The 20,960-nt window shown below is 45.4% G+C and carries 18 protein-coding genes; 13 read left to right on the forward strand and 5 right to left on the reverse strand.

Annotated elements, in window-relative coordinates:
* Nucleotides 1–41: 41 nt before the first annotated feature.
* The 9 genes from mreC (at nucleotide 42) to OCU74_RS02235 (ending at nucleotide 11,092) form a co-directional block, all read left to right on the forward strand.
* Nucleotides 42–929 (forward strand): rod shape-determining protein MreC, encoded by an 888-nt coding sequence (mreC, locus tag OCU74_RS02195; RefSeq protein WP_087482546.1) that lies wholly within the window; start codon nucleotides 42–44, stop codon nucleotides 927–929.
* Complete coding sequence (mreD, locus tag OCU74_RS02200; protein WP_087482449.1) at nucleotides 919–1,407, forward strand: rod shape-determining protein MreD; 489 nt, start codon at nucleotides 919–921, stop codon at nucleotides 1,405–1,407. Before mreC ends, mreD begins: the two co-directional genes overlap by 11 nt.
* On the forward strand, nucleotides 1,404–1,973 hold the full coding sequence (locus tag OCU74_RS02205) for a Maf family protein (protein ID WP_087482450.1): 570 nt from the start codon (nucleotides 1,404–1,406) through the stop codon (nucleotides 1,971–1,973). The genes mreD and OCU74_RS02205 overlap by 4 nt, the downstream gene beginning before the upstream one ends.
* Before the next feature lie 20 nt (nucleotides 1,974–1,993).
* Complete coding sequence (gene rng, locus OCU74_RS02210; protein WP_087482451.1) at nucleotides 1,994–3,463, forward strand: ribonuclease G; 1,470 nt, start codon at nucleotides 1,994–1,996, stop codon at nucleotides 3,461–3,463.
* Nucleotides 3,464–3,492: 29 nt separating this feature from the next.
* Nucleotides 3,493–7,431, forward strand: a complete 3,939-nt coding sequence (locus tag OCU74_RS02215; protein WP_087482452.1) for a YhdP family protein — start codon at nucleotides 3,493–3,495, stop codon at nucleotides 7,429–7,431.
* Nucleotides 7,428–8,261, forward strand: coding sequence for a carbon-nitrogen hydrolase family protein (locus tag OCU74_RS02220; RefSeq protein WP_087482453.1), 834 nt, complete (start codon nucleotides 7,428–7,430; stop codon nucleotides 8,259–8,261). The genes OCU74_RS02215 and OCU74_RS02220 overlap by 4 nt, the downstream gene beginning before the upstream one ends.
* On the forward strand, nucleotides 8,258–9,709 hold the full coding sequence (gene tldD / locus OCU74_RS02225) for a metalloprotease TldD (protein WP_087482454.1): 1,452 nt from the start codon (nucleotides 8,258–8,260) through the stop codon (nucleotides 9,707–9,709). Before OCU74_RS02220 ends, tldD begins: the two co-directional genes overlap by 4 nt.
* Before the next feature lie 37 nt (nucleotides 9,710–9,746).
* Nucleotides 9,747–10,166: a ribonuclease E inhibitor RraB gene (gene rraB, locus OCU74_RS02230; RefSeq protein ID WP_087482455.1), complete on the forward strand. Its 420-nt coding sequence runs from the start codon at nucleotides 9,747–9,749 to the stop codon at nucleotides 10,164–10,166.
* A 125-nt stretch (nucleotides 10,167–10,291) separates the two neighbouring features.
* On the forward strand, nucleotides 10,292–11,092 hold the full coding sequence (locus tag OCU74_RS02235; RefSeq protein WP_087482456.1) for a glycosyl hydrolase 2 galactose-binding domain-containing protein: 801 nt from the start codon (nucleotides 10,292–10,294) through the stop codon (nucleotides 11,090–11,092).
* 54 nt (nucleotides 11,093–11,146) lie between these two features.
* Here OCU74_RS02235 and OCU74_RS02240 read toward each other — a convergent pair whose 3' ends face one another.
* The 4 genes from OCU74_RS02240 to argR form a co-directional block, all read right to left on the reverse strand.
* Nucleotides 11,147–11,587: a universal stress protein gene (locus OCU74_RS02240; protein ID WP_087482457.1), complete on the reverse strand. Its 441-nt coding sequence runs from the start codon at nucleotides 11,585–11,587 to the stop codon at nucleotides 11,147–11,149.
* A gap of 72 nt (nucleotides 11,588–11,659) precedes the next feature.
* Entirely contained in the window at nucleotides 11,660–14,218 is a 2,559-nt protein-coding gene (locus OCU74_RS02245) for a TRAP transporter permease (RefSeq protein ID WP_087482458.1), read from the reverse strand.
* A 179-nt stretch (nucleotides 14,219–14,397) separates the two neighbouring features.
* A complete protein-coding gene (locus tag OCU74_RS02250; RefSeq protein ID WP_087482459.1) occupies nucleotides 14,398–15,369 on the reverse strand; it encodes a TAXI family TRAP transporter solute-binding subunit in 972 nt (323 codons plus the stop codon).
* 340 nt (nucleotides 15,370–15,709) lie between these two features.
* Nucleotides 15,710–16,180, reverse strand: a complete 471-nt coding sequence (gene argR / locus OCU74_RS02255; protein ID WP_087482460.1) for a transcriptional regulator ArgR — start codon at nucleotides 16,178–16,180, stop codon at nucleotides 15,710–15,712.
* 389 nt (nucleotides 16,181–16,569) lie between these two features.
* On the opposite strand from argR, the gene mdh reads away from it, so the two are divergent.
* The gene (gene mdh / locus OCU74_RS02260) at nucleotides 16,570–17,505 is read left to right on the forward strand and encodes a malate dehydrogenase (RefSeq protein ID WP_087482461.1); all 936 of its coding nucleotides are present in this window, start codon (nucleotides 16,570–16,572) and stop codon (nucleotides 17,503–17,505) included.
* A gap of 78 nt (nucleotides 17,506–17,583) precedes the next feature.
* Here the strand turns inward: mdh and ispB are convergent, their stop codons facing one another.
* The gene (gene ispB, locus OCU74_RS02265; protein ID WP_087482462.1) at nucleotides 17,584–18,555 is read right to left on the reverse strand and encodes an octaprenyl diphosphate synthase; all 972 of its coding nucleotides are present in this window, start codon (nucleotides 18,553–18,555) and stop codon (nucleotides 17,584–17,586) included.
* A 270-nt stretch (nucleotides 18,556–18,825) separates the two neighbouring features.
* On the opposite strand from ispB, the gene rplU reads away from it, so the two are divergent.
* The 3 genes from rplU to cgtA all read left to right on the forward strand — a co-directional run bounded on the left by rplU (nucleotide 18,826) and on the right by cgtA (nucleotide 20,882).
* Complete coding sequence (gene rplU, locus OCU74_RS02270; protein WP_087482463.1) at nucleotides 18,826–19,137, forward strand: 50S ribosomal protein L21; 312 nt, start codon at nucleotides 18,826–18,828, stop codon at nucleotides 19,135–19,137.
* A gap of 16 nt (nucleotides 19,138–19,153) precedes the next feature.
* Nucleotides 19,154–19,411: a 50S ribosomal protein L27 gene (gene rpmA / locus OCU74_RS02275; RefSeq protein ID WP_014205843.1), complete on the forward strand. Its 258-nt coding sequence runs from the start codon at nucleotides 19,154–19,156 to the stop codon at nucleotides 19,409–19,411.
* Nucleotides 19,412–19,706: 295 nt separating this feature from the next.
* Nucleotides 19,707–20,882 (forward strand): Obg family GTPase CgtA, encoded by a 1,176-nt coding sequence (gene cgtA / locus OCU74_RS02280; RefSeq protein ID WP_087482464.1) that lies wholly within the window; start codon nucleotides 19,707–19,709, stop codon nucleotides 20,880–20,882.
* Nucleotides 20,883–20,960: the final 78 nt, after the last annotated feature.

Genomic DNA, 20,960 nt, shown 5'->3' on the forward strand with positions numbered 1-20,960 from the left:
TTGTTTGAGATGAAGAGATGGTTCAAAACGGGATTGTCATCATGAAGCCAATTTTTGGGCGAGGTCCATCTCTTTCGCTACGTCTTTTTTTTGCCGTTGTATTATCAGCCAGCCTTATGCTGGCTGATAGTCGTTTAAACGCTTTTTCTCAAGTACGTTATTTACTCAACAGTCTGGTTGCTCCTATCCAGTATGCTGCTGATCTTCCTCGAATCCTGTTTGACGGCTTGTATGAACGCATGCAAAGCCACCAGACACTTCTGGAATCGAATCAACGACTGAAACAAGAAGTACTGGATCTGAAAAGTGATTTGATTTTATTGAATCAATATAAAGAGGAAAATCAGAGGTTAAGAAAACTTCTGGGATCTTCTTTTGTCAGAGATGAGCGGAAAATGGTCACCGAAGTGATGGCCGTAGACACTTCACCTTATACACATCAGGTTGTCATTGATAAAGGGCGGACTGATGGTGTCTATGAAGGGCAACCTGTTATCAACGAAAAAGGTATTGTCGGACAGGTCACTTTCGTTGCTTCACATAATAGCCGGGTATTACTCCTGATTGATGCCAATAGTGCCATTCCTGTTCAGGATTTGCGTAATGATATTCGGGTAATTGCTTCCGGAAATGGTCAGTCGGAGTATATTCAGCTGGAACATATTCCCAGCAGTACCGATATTGAGGTCGGAGATTTACTGGCATCTTCGGGGCTGGGGGGAATTTATCCTGAAGGTTATCCTGTTGCCAGAGTATCCAGAGTGGATAAAGATACCCGTCGTGAGTTCGCTGTGATCGAAGCTGTTCCTGTGGTTGATTTTGACCGGCTACGTTATCTGTTACTGGTCTGGCCGAATGAAGATCGGCAGCAAAAAGCTCGTCAATCCGTATCCGGAGCGTTAGGTAAGGAGGCTCAGAATGGCCAATAGAGTCCTGAGAGGGCATTTGGTTATCTGGATGTCTTTTTTATGTGCGCTGATTTTACAGACTATTCCATGGCCCGGCTCGCTTGAACTATTACGCCCGTCGTGGGTTTTATTGATTGCATGTTATTGGGTGTTAGCGCTTCCTCACCGAGTTAATGTCGGTACGGCATTGGTTTTAGGGCTGCTCTGGGATTTGATTCTCGGATCGACACTAGGTATCCGTGGCATGATGATGTCCATTGTTGTGTATATCGTGGCAATGAACTTTTTAATTCTGCGGAATATGGCGCTATGGCAGCAGGCTATGGTTATTGGACTGCTGACAGTTCTTCTGGACTTGCTGATTTTAGCGGGCGAGTTTTTAGTCAGGTCTGTTGAATTTAATCCTCTATCCTTATGGGGTGGTGTGATTAGTTGTGTTCTGTGGCCGTGGCTTTTCCTGCTGCTTAGACGTGTCAGACGTTATTGGAACATCCGATGAATGCCCGCAGGCTTTATCTTGCATCGGCTTCCCCAAGGCGAAAAGAGCTGCTGACACAGTTGGGATATTCGTTTGATATCGTTTTATCTGATGTGGTGGAAGAGCATCAGAGCCATGAGTCAGCACAAGCATATGTATCAAGGTTATCCCGAGAGAAGGCAGTTGCAGGCTTTCATGCATTGCAATGTGATAAGGCTGTAGTTCTGGGTGCTGATACCATAGTTGTCGTTGATCAGCATATTCTTGAAAAACCTGAAAGTTTTGCCCATGCGAGACAGATGCTTTGGCAGCTTTCCGGGCGTGGGCATCAGGTGATGACCGCTGTAACTGTAACTGATGCCCGACAGATAGACACAATTGTTGTAACAACCGATGTATGGTTTAAACCATTGTCAGAAAATGAGATCGAACAATATTGGCAATCGGGTGAACCGTGCGATAAAGCTGGCAGTTATGGTATTCAGGGACTTGGTGGGAAATTTGTGACCCGGATTGAAGGTAGTTATTTTGCCGTTGTCGGACTACCGTTATTTGAAACTGACCAGCTCTTGCATAAGTTTTTATGAAATCAAATTGAGGTGCGCTCATGAGTGCAGAGTTGTTGTTAAATGTAACTCCGAGTGAGAGTCGCGTTGCGATGATAGAAGGCGGAGTCCTTCAGGAAATACATATTGAACGGGACGCGAAACGCGGGATCGTCGGCAATATATATAAAGGGAAAGTCAGTCGGGTTTTACCAGGAATGCAGGCTGCCTTTGTTGATATTGGTCTGGATAAGGCCGCATTTCTTCATGCCTCAGATATTGTTCCCCATACAGAATGCGTGGCCGAGAATGAAAAACAACAGTTTCAGGTCCGGGATATTTCTGAACTTGTCCGTCAGGGGCAAGATATCGTTGTTCAGGTTGTCAAAGATCCATTGGGAACAAAAGGAGCACGTTTGACGACCGATATTACCCTGCCTTCCCGTTATCTTGTTTTTATGCCGGGAGCCAGTCATGTCGGTGTTTCTCAGCGCATAGAAAGTGAAACCGAAAGAGAGCGCCTCAAGAATATTGTTGCTGATTATTGCGATGAACTGGGTGGCTTTATTATTCGTACGGCAGCCGAAGGTGCTGATGATAAAGAACTTTCTCAGGATGCGGCGTTTCTCAAACGTTTGTGGAGTAAAATCATCGAGCGTCGTTCAAAGTATAAAACCCGGACAACACTTTATGGCGAGCTTGGCCTTTCACAGCGCATTTTGCGGGATTTCGTCGGAACCGACTTGACGAAAGTTTTGGTTGATTCACGTCTGGAATTTGAAAACCTGAAAGAATTTACTTCTGAGTATGTTCCTGAATTAACAGAAAAACTTGTGCTTTATGAAGGTGAGAAGCCCATTTTTGATATGTATGATACAGAGAATGAGATTCAGCGTTCTCTGGAGAGAAAAGTGGAGCTGAAATCAGGTGGTTATCTGATTATTGACCAGACTGAAGCGATGACGACGATTGATATTAATACCGGTGCATTTGTCGGCCGTCGTAATCTGGAAGAAACGATTTTCAATACCAATATTGAAGCAACTCAGGCCATCGCCCGCCAGCTCCGACTCCGGAATCTGGGGGGAATCATTATCATTGATTTTATAGATATGGCCTCGGAAGAGCACCGGACACGAGTACTTACTTCTTTAGAAGCCGCTCTGAGTAAAGATCGGGTAAAAACGAATATTAACGGATTTACACACTTGGGTCTGGTTGAGATGACACGCAAAAGAACCAGAGAAAGTATTGAACATGTTCTGTGTTCTACTTGTCCAACATGTGAGGGACGTGGACATGTGAAAACCGTTGAAACGGTTTGTTTTGAAATTTTGCGTGAAATCACCCGGGTTAATCGTGCCTATGATGCCGATAAATTTGTTGTATACGCTTCACCAGCTGTTGCAGATACATTACAAGGGGATGAGTCTCATGCGCTTGCTGAACTGGAAGTATTTATCGGTAAGCAGGTACGGATTCAGGCTGAACCTTTGTATGTGCAGGAGCAGTTTGACGTGGTCATGATGTGACCTGACAGAGTAGGATAATTGTGCGTTTTATGGTTTCTCGTGTGGTACGAACGTTACTGTGGCTTTTGTTAAGCCTTTTAGTCCTGCTCGCTATCCTGATTTCAGCCTTGAGGATCGCATTGCCTCACATGAATCAATATCAGGTGCCGATGACGGAATGGATGAACCGGCAGGCTGAAATTCAGTTTTCTGTGAGTGATATTCAGGGCTTTTGGCGTAACCGCCATCCTTCTCTTTCTCTGAAGGGATTTCAGGCTCATTTACCTGAGACGTCTAATATTCGTTTTGCAGCTGATAGCGTCGATATTGAATTTGATTTATTTAAATCACTTCTGCAATGGCAACCGGTAATTGCCAATCTGGTGATTCATCAATCTAAACTGGACGTCAGCTCATTTGACCTGTTTCAACAGGATATTCCCTCCGGCACCCGCAATCTGGATGAAGAAAAAAAAGCACAACTTGAAACTATCCGCTATCTGGATAACGTTTTCTTGCGTCAGCTTGATGATTTTTCCGTGCTGAATTCTTCTATTCGTTATCGCTCAATGTCTGGTGATATCCGGCAATTGGATATCTCTCAACTGAAGTGGCAGAACGACGGACATCGTCACCGTGCTCAGGGAATGGTGAGTGTTGCCAATACTGGAATTAACTCTCTTTCAGTACGTGCTGATTTTGAAGATTTTGACTCATTCCGGGATATTTCCGGGCAGTTTTATGTCAGTTCCGACAATATCAGTCTTGGCCCATGGTTAACCCGGTATCTGAAGAAAGAGATTGGTATTCACAGCGGACAGGTGAGTTTCAATGGATGGCTCACACTGAAACACAATATACCTGAAGATGGTTATGTTCAGGTCCGGCCTTCCGATCTGTTTTGGTCCGATATATCCGCCATCAACTCAGGTGCAGCTGATAAGAAAGATCACCATCTACATATGCAGGATGGTGTATTCCGCCTTATTCCGAAAGACGGTAGTATTGTGGTTCAAGCCCAGTCCGTTATCTTTCAAACCGATGAGACTCAGTGGCCGGAACTCAATTTTTCGATGAAGTGGCAGCCTGAACATTGGCTGGTTAATATCGGAGAGATCAACATTGCTTCTCTGGTTCCGCTGGTCAAACGGATGCCTCTGTCTGAACAGCTACAGGGGATGCTCGATCAACTCAAGCCCGGAGGAACGCTGCACGATATCCGCTTGGCCGGGGATATGCAGGGAATTCAGCAATACTCAGCTCAGCTCGCTGACGGAGCTATTTCACAGTGGTATCTATTGCCAGAAACTCATCATCTGCGGGCAAGCATCCGTGGCAATACAGAAAAAGCCGTCATTCGGGCCAGTATGGATGATGATACTTTACCTTATGGGGATGTGTTTCAGGCGCCGTTGATCATCCGTAAAGGGAATGTGAATCTGGTATGGCAGTCGACACCTGATGGCTGGTCGTTATGGTCAGATAAAGTGGCAGTCAGCACGCCTGATTTACAAACCGTCGGTGAGTTTAAGCTGGATTTTTTCCGGAATGAAAGTCCGTTACTGTCATTTTATTCCGAAGTGGACCTCTTTCAGGCCGGAGAAACATGGCGTTATCTTCCGGTCAGAGCGTTAGGTGATGAGCTGACCGATTATCTTTCTACTGCCATTCAGGCCGGAGATGTAAAGACGGCGAAATTATTGTGGTACGGAAGGCTGGAAGATTTCCCTTACCATAAGAATAACGGTATTTTTCAGGCATGGGTCGGGTTGAAGAATGCACGTTTTAGCTACAATACCGCCTGGCCTCCTTTAACTGATCTACAGGTGAATCTGCTGTTTCAGAATGATGCGATGTATCTGGATTCTCGGCAGGCTCGTCTGATGGATGTCAATGCACAACGAATTACTGGACGGATTCCTGCTTTAATGAGTTCAGGACACATCGAAATTGAGGCGAAAGCGGAAGCTCAGGGAAATGCTCTCCGGGATTTTATGACTTCGACACCTCTGGTTGATTCTGTTGGTGCAGCACTGACTGCCGTTCAGGTGAAGGAGAATGTGCAATCAGAATTTCAGCTCAATATTCCTTTTGACACCAGCAAAGATGCCAGAGCATGGGGATGGGCTGACTTAAAGAATAACCGGGTTGAAATCCAGTCTCCGTCATTGGATTTACGAAAAGTATCTGGTCGTATCCGCTTTGATAACGATGTTGTCACGGCTTCTGCTCTTCAGGGACAGATGTTGGGTCAGCCTGTCTCGCTGGACTTTCAGGGAGAAAGTGGCAATAAAGGATACAATGTTCATATTGATACGATTGGTGACTGGGAAGTGACACCACTGGCGACGTATGTCGGCAAAAAATGGATTCAGCCGCTTTCCGGGCATGCGCCATGGGAGATGGGAATTGATATCCAGCTCAATGATGTCGGCTTCTCTTATCAGGCAAATCTGAATACTGATTTGAAAGCGATTGCCAGTCGGTATCCTTATCCGTTAAATAAAAAACGCAAAGAGAAAGGAAAAGCGTTATTACAGGTTTCAGGTAATCAGGAAACGATCAGTGCCCGGTTACAGGTTCCCCATGCAAAATACCAGACAGAAATTGATATTACCGGGCCGGAGCCAGTCCTCACTGCAACGAATCTGATCTTGGGCAATGGTAGTTTCAAAGTGAGTCCGATGGCGGGCCATTCTGCATCCGTTCGTCTGGATCATTTTAATATGGATCAATGGATAGAGTTGCTTGGACAAGACGAAAATGTTTCCGGAGGTCCGAAAACGAAGTTGAAAGCATCGGTATCAATGCCACAGATCCCGATTCCGGATCATGTCGAAGCTCAGGTGAAAGATCTGACACTGGCAACTCTGGAATGGCATGATGTGGATTTTCTGGCCCGGCATAAAAGCTTTGGCTGGCGGATGGATGTAAAAAGTCAGGAAGTTCAGGGAAAAGCCAATTATATTGAGCCTTATGATCTGAGTGTCGCTTTGGAGCAACTACATTTATACATTCCGGCTCTGGAACAGCGGAAAGATAATGAGTCTCTGTTTATTGATGAAAGCCGCCAGAATTCAGCGATCATTACTGAGTTTGATCGCCAGTTTCATGAACTGATGCCGAACCTGACACTGGTGATTCAGGATTTTTGGTTTCAGGGATACAAAGTCGGTCGGTTGAACATGGACTTCCAGAGACAGGGGAAAGCGCTGTCATGGAAGAGTATTGATATCGTCAGCGGTAGCAATGAAATTCATGCCAATGGGCAATGGACACTTGACGGTGAACAATCCCATACAGTGCTGAATATGAACTTAAAAGGTGACAATAACAGTGACCTGATGGAGCGTTTCGGGATTACTTCCGGTATACAGAATGCTCCGTTTTCAATGAATAGTCAGATGGAGTGGGATGGGGCACCATGGGCAGCCAGGAGCGATACACTGCAAGGGACTGTCAGTTCGGAACTTGGCAAAGGAACTATATCGGATGTGAGTGGTGCGGCACGTTTTCTGGGGTTATTTAGTCTGGACTCCATCATTCGTAAGATGCAGTTAGACTTTAGCGATGTTTTTGACCAGGGAATGGCCTTTGATTCAATTGAAGGTACCGGAGAAATATCACACGGTATATTTGTGACCAATGATATTAAGATGGACGCACTTGCCGGAGATATGACTATCAAGGGAATGGTTGATCTGACTGCAAAAACAATTGATGCTGAAGTGAATTTTGTGCCAGATATGACATCCGGAATCCCGGTATTAAGTGCCTTTGCCGTCAACCCGGTCACTGCATTGTATGTTTTGGCGATAACAACCGTGATTTCCCCGGTTGTTGAGGTTATCACTGAAGTGAACTACGAAGTGAAAGGTCCTATCGACCATCCGGTCGTGAAGGAAATCTCCCGGAGTAAAGGAGAGTTCAAACCACCGGAAAAATTACGTGAAGAGGCACAGCAACAGAAGCAAGGAGCCGCACAATGAGCCGAGTCGGTTTAATTCAGATGACATCCGGACCTGATCCGGAGCACAACATCCGGTGGATTGAAAAGCAGATAGAAGTGTTAACTGCCCAAGGTGCTGAGTGGATTGTTACACCAGAAAATGCCATCGTATTCGGGTCGAAACGGGATTACCATCATTATGCAGAAGTTCTGGGTGCAGGTCCTTTGCAGGAGGCTTTTGCCCGAATCGCAAAATCGTTTTCAGTCTGGCTTGTGATCGGTAGTTTTCCGGTGAAAACTGAAGACGGTGTGACAACAACACTGCTGGTGTATTCCTCTGACGGTCAATTAGTTGCATCTTATGATAAGCTGCATATGTTTGACGTTGATGTCGCGGATGGACACCGGCATTACCGGGAGTCTGACATTTTTGTCCCCGGTTCGGAAGTCCGGTTGGCGTCAACACCGTTTGGTGAGTTGGGGCTTTCTATTTGTTATGATATTCGTTTCCCTCATCTCTACTCTGCGTTACGCCAGCAAGGTGCCCAGATTATTCTGGTCCCGGCAGCTTTTACTGCGGTTACCGGGCGTGCACACTGGGAGGTTTTACTGAGAGCTCGAGCAATTGAAACCCAGTGTTGGATTGTCGCAGTGAATCAGGGCGGAGTTCATGAGGGAGGACGTGAAACCTGGGGGCATTCGATGGTAGTCAGTCCTTGGGGAGATATTGTGGCGAGTCTGGAACAAACCGCAGCGACTCTGGTAGTCGATATTGATCTTGATTTACTAGCACAGATTAGAACTTCGATGCCTGTGTTATCTCATACAAGATTTGGGAATCAGTTTTTGGAACAGAAGAGCGAATTATGACAATTGAGCGTATAGAAGAAGCACTGCTTCATCCGACCGGGCTTTCTGAGCAATTCATCGAGCGAACATTGTCGAATATGATGACCCGGCAGATCGATTATGCGGATCTTTATTTTCAGTCCAGTTGGCATGAATCGCTGGTTCTGGAAGACGGGTTGATTAAAGATGGATCTTTTAACATCGACCGGGGTGTCGGTGTTCGGGCTGTTAGTGGCGAAAAAACCGGATTTGCTTATTCGGATCAGCTCACTGAAGAAGCATTACAACAAAGTGCAACGGCTGCAAGGGGAATTACCCGTCAGGGCCAGACCGGCCAGCATCAGGTTCGGTCATTTTCGCGGAGTAATATCCAGGATTATTACGGAATGTGTAATCCTCTGGATAGCTGGCAAAAGCAGCAAAAAACTACATTACTGAAGGAACTGGATGCGTATATCCGGACCAGAGAGCCGTTGATTCAGGAAGTTTCGATTAGCTTGAGTGGTGTGTATGATCAGGTCTTGATCGCAGCAACGGATGGGACTTATGCCGGTGATATTCGTCCGTTAGTAAGACTCTCGATCAGTGTGCTGGCGCAAAAAGGTGATCGGCGTGAACGAGGAAGTGCCGGTGGCGGTGGCCGGGTCGGCTACGACTATTTTCTTGCGGACAGCAACGGTGTATCCGTAGCGTATGAGTTTGCTGATGAAGCTATCCGGCAGGCGATGGTTAATCTGGAAGCAGTTGCGGCACCTGCGGGTACAATGCCTGTGGTTTTGGGAGCTGGCTGGCCGGGAGTTTTGCTTCATGAAGCGGTTGGTCATGGTCTCGAAGGTGATTTTAACCGTAAAGGATCTTCGGTGTTCTCCGGTAAAGTCGGACAGAAAGTGACTTCTGATCTTTGTACGATTGTTGATGATGGCACCCTGAAAGATCGGCGAGGCTCATTGAATATCGATGATGAAGGTGTTCGCGGGCAGTACAATGTATTGATCGAAAATGGTGTCCTGAAAGGGTATATGCAGGATAAACTCAATGCCCGCCTGATGGGAACATCTCCGACAGGAAATGGTCGCAGAGAGTCATATGCCCATTTGCCGATGCCGAGAATGACCAATACTTATATGCTTCCCGGACAACATACGCCGGAAGAAATTATTGCGACCGTTGAGAAGGGCGTTTATGCGCCAAACTTTGGTGGCGGTCAGGTTGATATTACCTCGGGAAAATTTGTTTTTTCTGCCTCTGAAGCCTATTTAATTGAGAAAGGAAAAATAACACGACCAATCAAAGGGGCAACATTGATCGGTTCAGGGATTGAAGCGATGCAGCAGGTTTCTATGGTTGGTAATGACTTACAGATTGACAAAGGTGTTGGGGTTTGTGGCAAATCCGGACAAAGTTTACCTGTCGGAGTTGGACAGCCGACCTTAAAACTGGATGCAATCACTGTTGGTGGGACGGATTGATCATCAATATTTTTAATTAATAGCTGGAGTATGAAGTATGTCCCATGAAGACGATTATGTTTCTGTAGAATCGCTGATCGAACTACAGAAAGAAGACACCCGGGAAATCATCCAGGCGTTACTGGAAGACGGCAGTGATCCTGAAGCATTATATGAGATTGAACATCATCTGTTTGCAGAGGATTTTGCTCAGCTTGAAAAAGCCGTTGTAGAGGCTTTTAAGATGGGTTTTGAAGTGCTTGAAGCAGAAGAAGCGGAAGATGAAGATGGTCAGCCTTTATTCTGCTGTGATGCAACAATGCAGTCTGCTCTAAACGCGGATACAATCGATGCTCAGGCTGAGAAATTAATTCATCTGGCAGAGAAATATGACATCATTTATGACGGTTGGGGAACCTATTACGAAGGTGAAGATGCGCTTTATCCGGATGATGACGAAGACGACGACGAAGAGTAAAACAGAGAACCAGCGAATAAGCGCTGGTTTTTTTATACCTTTTCATCCGACCTCTGCAAAATTACAATCAATTTGAATCAGACCTGTATATAATGAGAAAATTGATCTAGAACAAGTTATGACATATGAAATATTCACTGGCAGGGTATTGGCAGCTTTCTCCGCTGACTGATCTCTCTGTTCCTCAGGATGATATCTGTTTCCCGGCTCCCTTAAGTCAAATTCTCCCGACTACACTTTCTGAAGAAGATATTGCCGCTCAGGAATGGCATCTGATGCATGACATCGAAGTTGATAATGACTTGCTGAGCTATGCCGGCGTTGATCTGGTTCTGGAAGGTATCGATCATTACGCTGAAGTGCGTTTGAATGGTGCCGCAATTTTTGACTGTGATGGTCAGTCATCCGTGTATAAGAAAGATATCAGACCATTACTTCAGCCGGGAAGAAACCGGTTCGAGATTCTTTTTCTGGAGCCGGATGATGATCTGCTGGTAGAAACATCTCAGCATCCTCTTTGTTTTCTGGGGAAAGAACCGGTACGCCACTATGACCCACGTATGGGCATATGGCGAGAGCCTTACCTACAGTGTATTCGTCATGTCCGGCTGACCCACTTAACCACTGAACAGGTATGGCATTATGGTGGCGGTTGTGAACTGTTGGTGCATATTTATTTTGAAATGCTGAAACCGGGACTGGTTTCCGCTGCAATTAAATTTGATGGAATGACCTATCAGGTGCCGATTTATATGAGAAGTCATCAGGCGAGTGCGCTTTTTCAGGTTGAGGCGCCTCGTTATTTCGATCCGGAACATCCTGACAATAAGGATCTGTATGGTTTAACAGTTCAGTTGGATGGGCAGGAAGAAAGCTGTCAGATTGGTTTGAGTGAAGGTATATGCGTGACGCACTTTCCTCTCTGAGGTTGATGATATGATAAGAAAAGGGCGTGCTTGGCACGCCCTTTCTGAATGGAATTAACTCTCTTGTGGTTTCACAACCAATACATGAATCGGTGAATTCTGTACGACTTTACTGGCTACCGAACCTAAAACGACTTTATCAATTCTGGAACGTTTATGGCTTGGCATGATGATGAGATCGCTTCCCAGTCTTTCCGCATAATCCAAAATAGTGCTGTAGGGTTTTCCTTCAGCAATATGCAGATGATAAACCACCTCTTCATCAATATGCGCTTCGGCAAATCTTTTGAGCTGAGCTTTAACATCTGCCTTCATCTGGGCTGCGGCGTCTTTGGGAAAATAGGTTGAAACCATCGACATGTGAATACCGGGCAGAACATTCAGAAGATGTATTTCGGCATTGGAATTTTTTGCATGCCAGACGGCCATTTCGACAGCTTTATCGGCAAAGCCTTCTTCATTTAAATCAACAGGTACAAGAATGTGTTTGTACATGGTTAGTGACCTCTATAGCCAGAACTCTGGTAATTATATGCCTGACATATGTCAGGCATATTGACGTGGCATCTATTTTGATGATTTCATTCGGCGTTTTTGATTCCAGATTAGTAACAGCGTCAGGAATAGTGCCGGAATAAACACCCATTCTTTCATTGGACGTTCGGTTGCAACGATGATCGAATCGATTTGCCAGTCAAAATCGATACCGGACGCTTCTGCCGGGCTACCGAATTCGACCATGTCTACAAACATGCCGTTTTCTTTCTGGCTTAGGATCAGCCCCATTGAACTGACTCTGTCGCTGGCAGTTTTAGCACGATCATCAAAAGGCAACTGGACGGTTTTTGTCACATGGTCACCACTCATGGTATCGCCTGAAACAACCATTTCCAAAGTTTCTCCCGGATGAAGCTTATCGGTAACTTCGTAAATTGCAGTTCCCGGATAAAGTTCATGCTCCGGATAAATCATGTCCCACCAGAAGCCTGGACGGAAGAAAGTAAAGGTGAGCGCAAGTAACAGGACTGTCTCCCACCATTTATTTTTGGTAAACCACCAGCCCTGAGTCGCAGCGGAGAAAAGCAACATGGCTGTAATTGCCGAGAAGATGGTCAGCATTAAGTGCCACCAGGTATCTACACCGATTAACAGTAGCTGGGTATTAAACACGAACATGAATGGCAAAATGGCGGTTCGGATATCGTAGGTAAAACCTTGAATACCGGTCCGGATTGGGTCTGATTTGGCGATTGCCGCCGCCGCAAAAGCAGCCAGGCCGACAGGTGGCGTATCGTCTGCCAGAATACCGAAATAGAACACAAACAGGTGAACTGCGATGAGCGGAATGATCAAACCATGCTGTGCACCCAGAGTGACGATTACCGGGGCCATCAGTGTCGACACGACAATATAGTTTGCCGTCGTCGGTAAGCCCATTCCCAGAACCAGACTAATGACCGCAGTAAAGATCAGCATCATGATGACGCTGCCGCCGGAAATAAACTCGACAAAGTCAGTCATCACCAGCCCGATACCGGTTAAAGTAACAACCCCTACGACAGTACCAGCCGCAGCCGTTGCAACACCGATCCCAATCATGTTGCGAGCACCGGATGCCAGACTTTCGAGAAAATCATCCAAACCTGCTTTAGCCTGAGCTGAAATGTCTCCGGACTTATTCATGAGCGCCATTAACGGACGCTGTGTGAGCAGAATGAAAATCATGAATACGGTTGCCCAAAATGCAGACAGTCCCGGAGAGAAGCGCTCTACGGTCAAACACCAGACAAGAACCACGATTGGCAGCAGGAAGTGCAGCCCCGATTTCAGGGTTGGTCCCGGATCGGGAACTTCCTGTAGATCTTCATCGATATTTATACTCTGATCGGCATATTGGGAGGAGATTTTGACCAGACCGACATAAGCTGCCAACAGGATGAGAGTGAGAAGCGGAGTTGCAGCTGCGCCGAAAGCTTCTTTCGTCCAGCCGACACCACAGTAAACCGCAGCACTAATTGCTCCGAGCGCCAGAATGGTTCCGCTAAAGGATAGAATGCTCTGTAGTAGTGTCACTGTTTTACGGCGGGGCAGGCCGGTCATTCCTGACTTACATGCTTCCAGGTGAACAATATAAATCAGAGCAATATAAGAAATCAGGGCTGGAAGAACGGCAGCCTTAATAACTTCAACGTAAGAAATACCAACGTATTCGACCATCAGAAAAGCCGCTGCACCCATAATTGGCGGGGTTAGCTGACCATTGGTTGACGCTGCGACTTCAACTGCACCGGCCTTAGTTCCAGGAAATCCTACCCGTTTCATCAACGGAATGGTGAAAGTACCGGTTGTTACCACATTGGCAATCGAGGAGCCTGAAACCAGTCCGGATAATCCGGAAGCAACCACCGCTGCTTTAGCTGGTCCGCCACGCATATGCCCCAGTAGTGAAAATGCGACTTTAATGAAATAAGCTCCGGCTCCGGCTTTTTCCAGCATGGCACCGAAGAGCACAAACAGGAACACAAATGAGGTCGATACGCCTAAAGCAACACCGAAAACACCTTCGGTCGTCAGCCAGAGGTGAGACATCGCTTTATTCAGGCTGGCGCCTTTGTGAGCAATAACCTCAGGCATATAAGGTCCGGCAAAGGTATATGCCAGAAAAACGATCGCAACCATCATCAGTGGTGGACCTAAAGCCCTGCGGGTTGCTTCAAGGAGTAAAATCATGCCTGCTACGGCAACGATAATATCAACGGTGGTTGGAGCGCCGGAGCGTCCGGCCAGCTCTTCATAGAATAGGTAGATGTATGCTGCAGAGAAGCTACCAACCAGTGCTAGTATCCAGTCTGCCAGAGGAACATGATCTCTGGAGGAGTTTTTCATCGCCGGATAGGCTGTAAACGCAAGAAAAATTGCGAACATCAGATGGATCGAGCGAGCCTGTGTGTCGTTGAGAACGCCAAAGTCAAAAATAAATGGTAGCGGAGATGCATACCAAAGCTGGAATAATGACCAGCAGACCGGAACAACCCAAAGTATCCTGCCTGCAAGGCCTTTTGGATTCCGGGCGCCTGTATCAGCCTGAGCCACCATATCCTGCACATTTTGAGATGCCTGCGTCATGTACGTTATCCTTATTATTGATGGTCTAATGATTATTGTTGCACCATGACTTTCGGAAACGAGCGGAAAGCCAGAAACGGTATTGCGAAAATGAATTATCGCTTATTGCAATACCAAAATATGAATGAGGAGGCGATTTGCCTCCTCATGATTTCTCAGCGTGTTAGCTTGGGGAGGTTTTATTTTAACAAGCCAACTTCTTTATAGTATTTGACAGCCCCTGGATGTAGCGGGATAGAAATCCCTGCTTTGACCATGTCTTCTTTCTTCAAGTGGGCAAAGGCTGGGTGAAGACGTTTGAAAGTATCAAAGTTTTCAAACACAGCTTTTGCAACATTGTAAGCAACGTTGTCCGGTACATCGGCACTGGTCACCAATGTTGCAGCAACACCAAAACTTTTAGTGTCCTGATCCGTACCACGATACATACCGGCTGGTACATTCGTATAAGTATAGTAAGGGTTCTCTGAGACAATCTTGTCAATTTCCGGACCCGTTACAGGAATAAGTTTTGCATCACACGATGTGGTTGCTTCTTTGATAGAGCCGTTTGGATGGCCGACAACATAAATGAAGGCATCAATTTTATTATCACATAATGCCTGAGAGCGTTCGGAACCTTTCAGTTCTGAAGCCAGTTTAAAGCTGTCTTTTGTCCAGCCCATTTTTTCCATGACAACCTGCATTGTCGCCCGGTCTCCGGAACCTGGGTTACCAATGTTGACACGTTTTCCTTTTAAATCTTTGATATTATTGATATGAGCATCGGTACGGGCAATGACGTTAAACGGTTCTGTATGAAGAGAGAACATTGCTCGTAGTTTTTTATAAGGACCTTGCTCAGCAAATTTGCTTGTGCCGTTGTAGCCGTGATATTGCCAGTCAGACTGAACGATACCAAAATCAAGTTCACCTGCACGAATGGTGTTTACGTTGTAAATGGAACCGCCGGTTGACTCAACGGAGCAACGGATACTGTGTTCCTTGCGATCTTTATTGACGAGTTTACAGATTGCGCCACCAGTGGGGTAATACACACCGGTAACGGACCCTGTTCCTATCGTAATGAACTCTTGCGCATTGACGACTGTACTTGCACCAATAGCTGCTGCAGCAATAGCGCTGAGCTTCATAATTTTATTCAATACCATGAATATCCCTTCCTTTTTGCTTGTTGTCTCTTCAGTGAATATAGACTGTCGAGAGTTCCCATGGAGAAACAGCAACTTTTCCATAACGACTCGAAAAGTGGGCAGATAATACCAAAAAATTGGCACAGAATTGAAATATTGTTAATAAAAGTTATACATCTGACAAAAATATCAGAGGAATATTTGGAATGGTGTTATTGAATTGGCTTTTGGAATCAATAAGTTAAATTTCAGTAAAATCAAAACACTAGAGATGCTAAAGGTGTGATATATATCACATTGATTGGTCAAAAGGTGAATGTGTAACCCTGCTTATCTCTAGTGTTTTATTCTGGAAATGTTATCCGAAATACTCAAAAAGTTCGCATACGGACTGGTGTAGATCTTCCACGGAAATTTGACGGGTAGGTGTGATAAAAATTGTATCGTCCCCAGCAACGACACCCAGAATACCTTCTGATTTGCCGAGAGAGTCCAGCAGACGGGCAATCAACTGAGCTGCACCAGGACCGGTATGAATCACCACTAAGGCTGGGTTGTAGTCAATATCAAGAACAAGTTCCCGTAAAGAGCTTGAAACTGTAGGTACACCCAGCTCAGCCGGAAGACAGTACACCATTTCCATTTTTGCATTGCGGGTCCGGACAGCTCCGAATTTTGTCAGCATTCTGGATACTTTGGATTGATTTATATTTTCGAATCCTTCATTTCTCAAGGCTTCGACAATGTCGCTCTGAGAACCGAACCGTTCTTCTTTCAGCAGCGCTTTAAATGAGCGCACTAGCAGGTCTTGTTTATCTACGTTTTTCATAAAATTACTTAGTCAAGGTCTTCTTTAGCCGAAGGCATTAACCTTACTGGTTATAAAAATTACTACAGAAGGCCAGTCCGGGCCTCATGTATCCTTTGAATATTTTCGCATAGTTATGCACAATGCTCCAACTGATTTAAAATCAGAAGAGATAATCAGTTGTAAGTTATTTCATATTAATGGATGTATAAAACATAACGTTTTGTATAATATAGAAAAATGTTGTGGGGAATGCTTGCTCAGGCAGTTTCGTGACTCTGGTTTTTGCGTCACTTCGCAAAGCTGGCTCTAGTCAATTGTAATAAAGTTGTAATTGCTATAGCTTTTTATCCAGTTGCATAAACGACCCTACAAGAAATATCGAGAGAAAACTCTCAAGGAGAATTACAATGAAAGTCGCTGTTATTGGTGCCGCTGGCGGTATCGGTCAAGCCCTCGCTCTGTTATTGAAAAATCATCTACCTGCTGGTTCAGATCTTGCGCTTTATGATATTGCGCCTGTAACTCCCGGAGTTGCAAAGGATTTGAGTCATATCCCAACGCCTGTTTCAATCAATGGATATTCCGGAGAAGATCCAACGCCGGCGCTTGAAGGTGCCGATGTTGTTTTGATCTCTGCGGGTGTTGCACGTAAACCCGGCATGGATCGTTCGGATCTTTTCAATGTCAATGCCGGTATTGTGAAGTCTCTTGCCGAGAAAATTGCGGTTGTTTGTCCTGATGCGTGTGTTGGAATTATTACCAATCCTGTTAATACAACGGTTCCTATTGCTGCCGAAGTCTTGAAAAAGGCGGGAGTCTACAACAAGCGTAAGCTCTTTGGGATTACCACTCTGGATGTGATCCGTTCAGAAACTTTTGTTGGTGAGCTGAAAGGAAAGAATCCACAGGATGTTGAGGTTCCGGTTATTGGCGGGCATTCTGGTGTAACAATCCTTCCATTGCTGTCTCAGGTGAAAGATGTTGAGTTTTCTGATGAAGAAGTTGCATCTTTAACATATCGAATTCAGAATGCAGGAACTGAAGTTGTTGAAGCAAAAGCCGGTGGCGGTAGTGCAACACTATCGATGGGGCAGGCTGCATGCCGCTTTGGATTGTCTTTAGTCAAAGCACTTCAGGGTGAACCCAATGTTATCGAATGTGCGTACATCGAAAGTGATAACGGACTTGCACCTTTCTTTGCTCAACCGGTGAAACTAGGAAAAGATGGCGTTGAAGAAGTGCTTAGCTATGGTGAGTTGAGCCAGTTTGAACAAGATGCTCTGAAAGGCATGCTGGAAACGTTGAATGGTGACATTCAGACCGGAATTGATTTCGTCGCATAAATCTTCATTCGGCATTCAGAATATACCAAATGCATAAAAGCTGGCTTTTGCCAGCTTTTTTCATTACCGCCGGAGTGTTTACTTTGTTCGGTGAACGGCTAAGTGAGCCAGTGAGATCAATGCTTCTTTATACTCACTATCGGGAATAATATTCAGTGCCAGAATCGCTTTGTCGGCTTCTTTCTGAGCTTTTTGCTGTGTATAGTCCAGAGAGCCTGTTTGCTCTAAAATCTGGAGTATTGTTTCCAAATGATCCATGCCGTTGGATTTTTCAATCGCATCCCGAATGATCTGCGCTTGCTGCGGTGTGCCTGTCTGCATAGCGTGGAGTAACGGAAGCGTCGGTTTTCCTTCGGCAAGATCATCGCCGACATTTTTCCCCATTTCGTCACCGTCGGATGTGTAATCCATCAAATCGTCAATCAACTGAAATGCGGTTCCCAGATAACGCCCGTAATCTTGCAGTGCTTGCTCCGTTTCAGAGTCAGCTTCACTGAGTATTGCGCCAACCTGGGTTGCGGCTTCAAATAGCCGGGCGGTTTTTGAGTAGATCACCTGCATGTAATTGTCTTCGGTGATATCCGGATCATTGCAGTTGATCAACTGCTGGACTTCTCCTTCAGCGATTACGTTGACGGCGTGACTCATGAGTTCCAGAACACGCAGTGAACCGAGTTGAGTCATCATTTGAAATGATCGAGTGTAGATATAGTCGCCGACCAGCACACTGGCAGCATTGCCAAAAGCTGCATTTGCGGTTGCTTTACCACGTCTCATATCGGATTCATCAACGACATCGTCATGAAGCAATGTTGCCGTATGTATAAACTCAATGAAAGCTGCGGCTTTCGTATGTGCATCTCCTTGGTAGCCCAGAGCTCGGGCAGCAAGGACAGCTAACAGAGGGCGAAGTCGTTTGCCGCCACTACTAATAAGATAGAAGCCAAGTTGGTTGATCAATGAGACGTCAGAGTTGAGCTGGGCAAGAATCGTTTCATTGACTTTTGCCATGTCGTCGGCAGTGAGTGCTTGGATAGTTTTAAAATCCATTGTAAATCCGGCTGAAGTTCAATTTTTGTCAGGAAATAATATTCTTTGAATCAGGTCATAATACACTAAAAGGCAGGGATGAATACATGCTATAATGCCGAGCTTCGGACACTTTTGTCCTGTGATTTGTTTTTCACCAATTTTTTAAAAATAGAGCTTGTTTTAAAAACATCATTCGCGTAGAATCTGCGCCCTATTGATGATTAGTTTAGCGCACACCCAAAATTACTCAAACAGTAGTGTGGCTGTGCGGAAAGAGCGGAGTAAAATATGTACGCTGTTTTCCAATCTGGTGGTAAACAACACCGTGTAAGCGAAGGTCAAACGCTTCGTTTAGAGAAATTAGACGTTGAAACTGGTGCAACAGTTGAATTTGATAAAGTTCTTCTGGTTGCTAATGGCGAAGAAATTACAGTTGGTGCACCACTTGTTGAAGGTGGTAAAGTGACTGCAGAAGTTGTACAACACGGTCGTGGCGATAAAGTGAAAATCGTTAAGTTCCGTCGTCGTAAGCATTCTCGCAAGCAGCAAGGTCACCGTCAGTGGTTCACTGAAGTGAAGATCACTGCAATCAACGCTTAAGTAGGAGAGTTTAACAATGGCACACAAAAAAGCTGGTGGTTCGACTCGTAACGGCCGCGATTCAGAAAGTAAACGTCTTGGTGTAAAACGTTTTGGTGGTGAATCTGTATTGGCAGGTAACATCATCGTTCGCCAACGTGGAACAAAATTCCATGCGGGAACTAACGTAGGTATCGGTAAAGACCATACTCTTTTTGCTTTGTCTGACGGTAAAGTGAAATTCGAAGTAAAAGGTCCTAAGAACCGCAAGTTCGTTAGTATCGAAGCTGAATAATTTTAGTTTCCTGATGAATTTAAAAGCCCTGCCGTATGGTGGGGTTTTTTGTTTATTTAAAATTAGTAAGTCGTTTTCATGGTTGTAAACTCAGGTTGTTGGAGATCTTATGAGATTTCACAGTCTGGCCTTGAAGTAGCGACTTAGAATTAATCCCGGTTGTCAGGTGTGTTCCAGACCTTGATCCGGATAAGATCTTCTTAAGATGCCGTGAATGGTTTAGCCGGAGTTCTGCTAAAGTTTATAGCATCAATACATGAGATGATGTTGCAACGCAAATGATGCGGAGTGAAAGATGAAATTCGTTGATGAAGCTGTCGTAAAGATTCAGGCGGGTGATGGCGGAAACGGTATTGTCAGTTTCTGGCGTGAAAAATTCGTCACGAAAGGCGGGCCAGACGGTGGTGACGGTGGTGACGGCGGCGATATTTATATTCTCGCTGATGAAAACCTGAATACACTGATCGACTATCGTTTTCAGCGCTTCTATGAAGCTGAGCGTGGAGAAAATGGCCGGGGAGGTAACTGTACAGGAAAACGGGGGAAAGATAAGATCCTTCGTGTACCCGTCGGGACTCGTGCAGTTGATATCCACACCAATGAAGTTGTTGGTGAAGTGACCGAACACGGTAAGAAGCTGATGGTTGCCAAAGGCGGCTGGCATGGGTTGGGAAATACCCGTTTCAAGTCTTCTGTCAACCGGGCGCCAAGACAGAAAACGTTAGGGACCAAAGGGGAAGTTCGTGAAATCCGCTTAGAACTGCTTCTGCTGGCCGATGTCGGCATGTTGGGGTTACCTAATGCAGGAAAATCAACATTTATCCGGGCTGTCTCTGCGGCAAAACCGAAGGTGGCTGATTATCCGTTTACAACACTTGTTCCCAGTCTTGGTGTCGTCAGTGTTGTCCCTGAGAAAAGCTTTGTGGTTGCCGATATTCCCGGATTGATCGAAGGTGCCGCAGATGGTGCTGGTTTGGGAATTCGTTTTCTGAAACACCTTGAGCGGTGCCGCGTGCTGTTACATATGATCGATTTATTACCGGTTGATCAAAGTGATCCGGCTGAAAATGCCAGAATCATTGTGGATGAACTGAATCAGTATAATGACAAATTATCGCATAAGCCGCGCTGGCTGGTGTTTAATAAAGTCGACTTACTCCTCGAAGAAGAAGCAGAAGAGATCATTCAGTCAGTACTGGATGAGCTTGATTGGGATGGTGAATACTTCAAAATCTCAGCAATCAATAAACAGGGCACTCGAGAGCTGTGTATGAAGCTTGCTGACTTCATGGAATCATTACCTAAAGAGACTCCGGAGTTGTCTGAAGAAGAAAAAGTTGAGTTTATGTGGGATGATTATCATCAGACAGCAATGAGTGGTTCTAACGTGATCACTGAAGACTGGGATGACGACTGGGACGATGATGATGACGATAACGACGATGGTCATGTTATTTATGTCCGGGAGTAACCAATCTATTTAATTTTTTAAGCCGCGATTTTTATTGCGGTTTTTTTTGTCTAAATCATTTTTCAGCGTATGATTTTC

The organism is Vibrio mangrovi, assembly GCF_024346955.1.
In the GTDB taxonomy this organism is placed as follows: domain Bacteria; phylum Pseudomonadota; class Gammaproteobacteria; order Enterobacterales; family Vibrionaceae; genus Vibrio; species Vibrio mangrovi.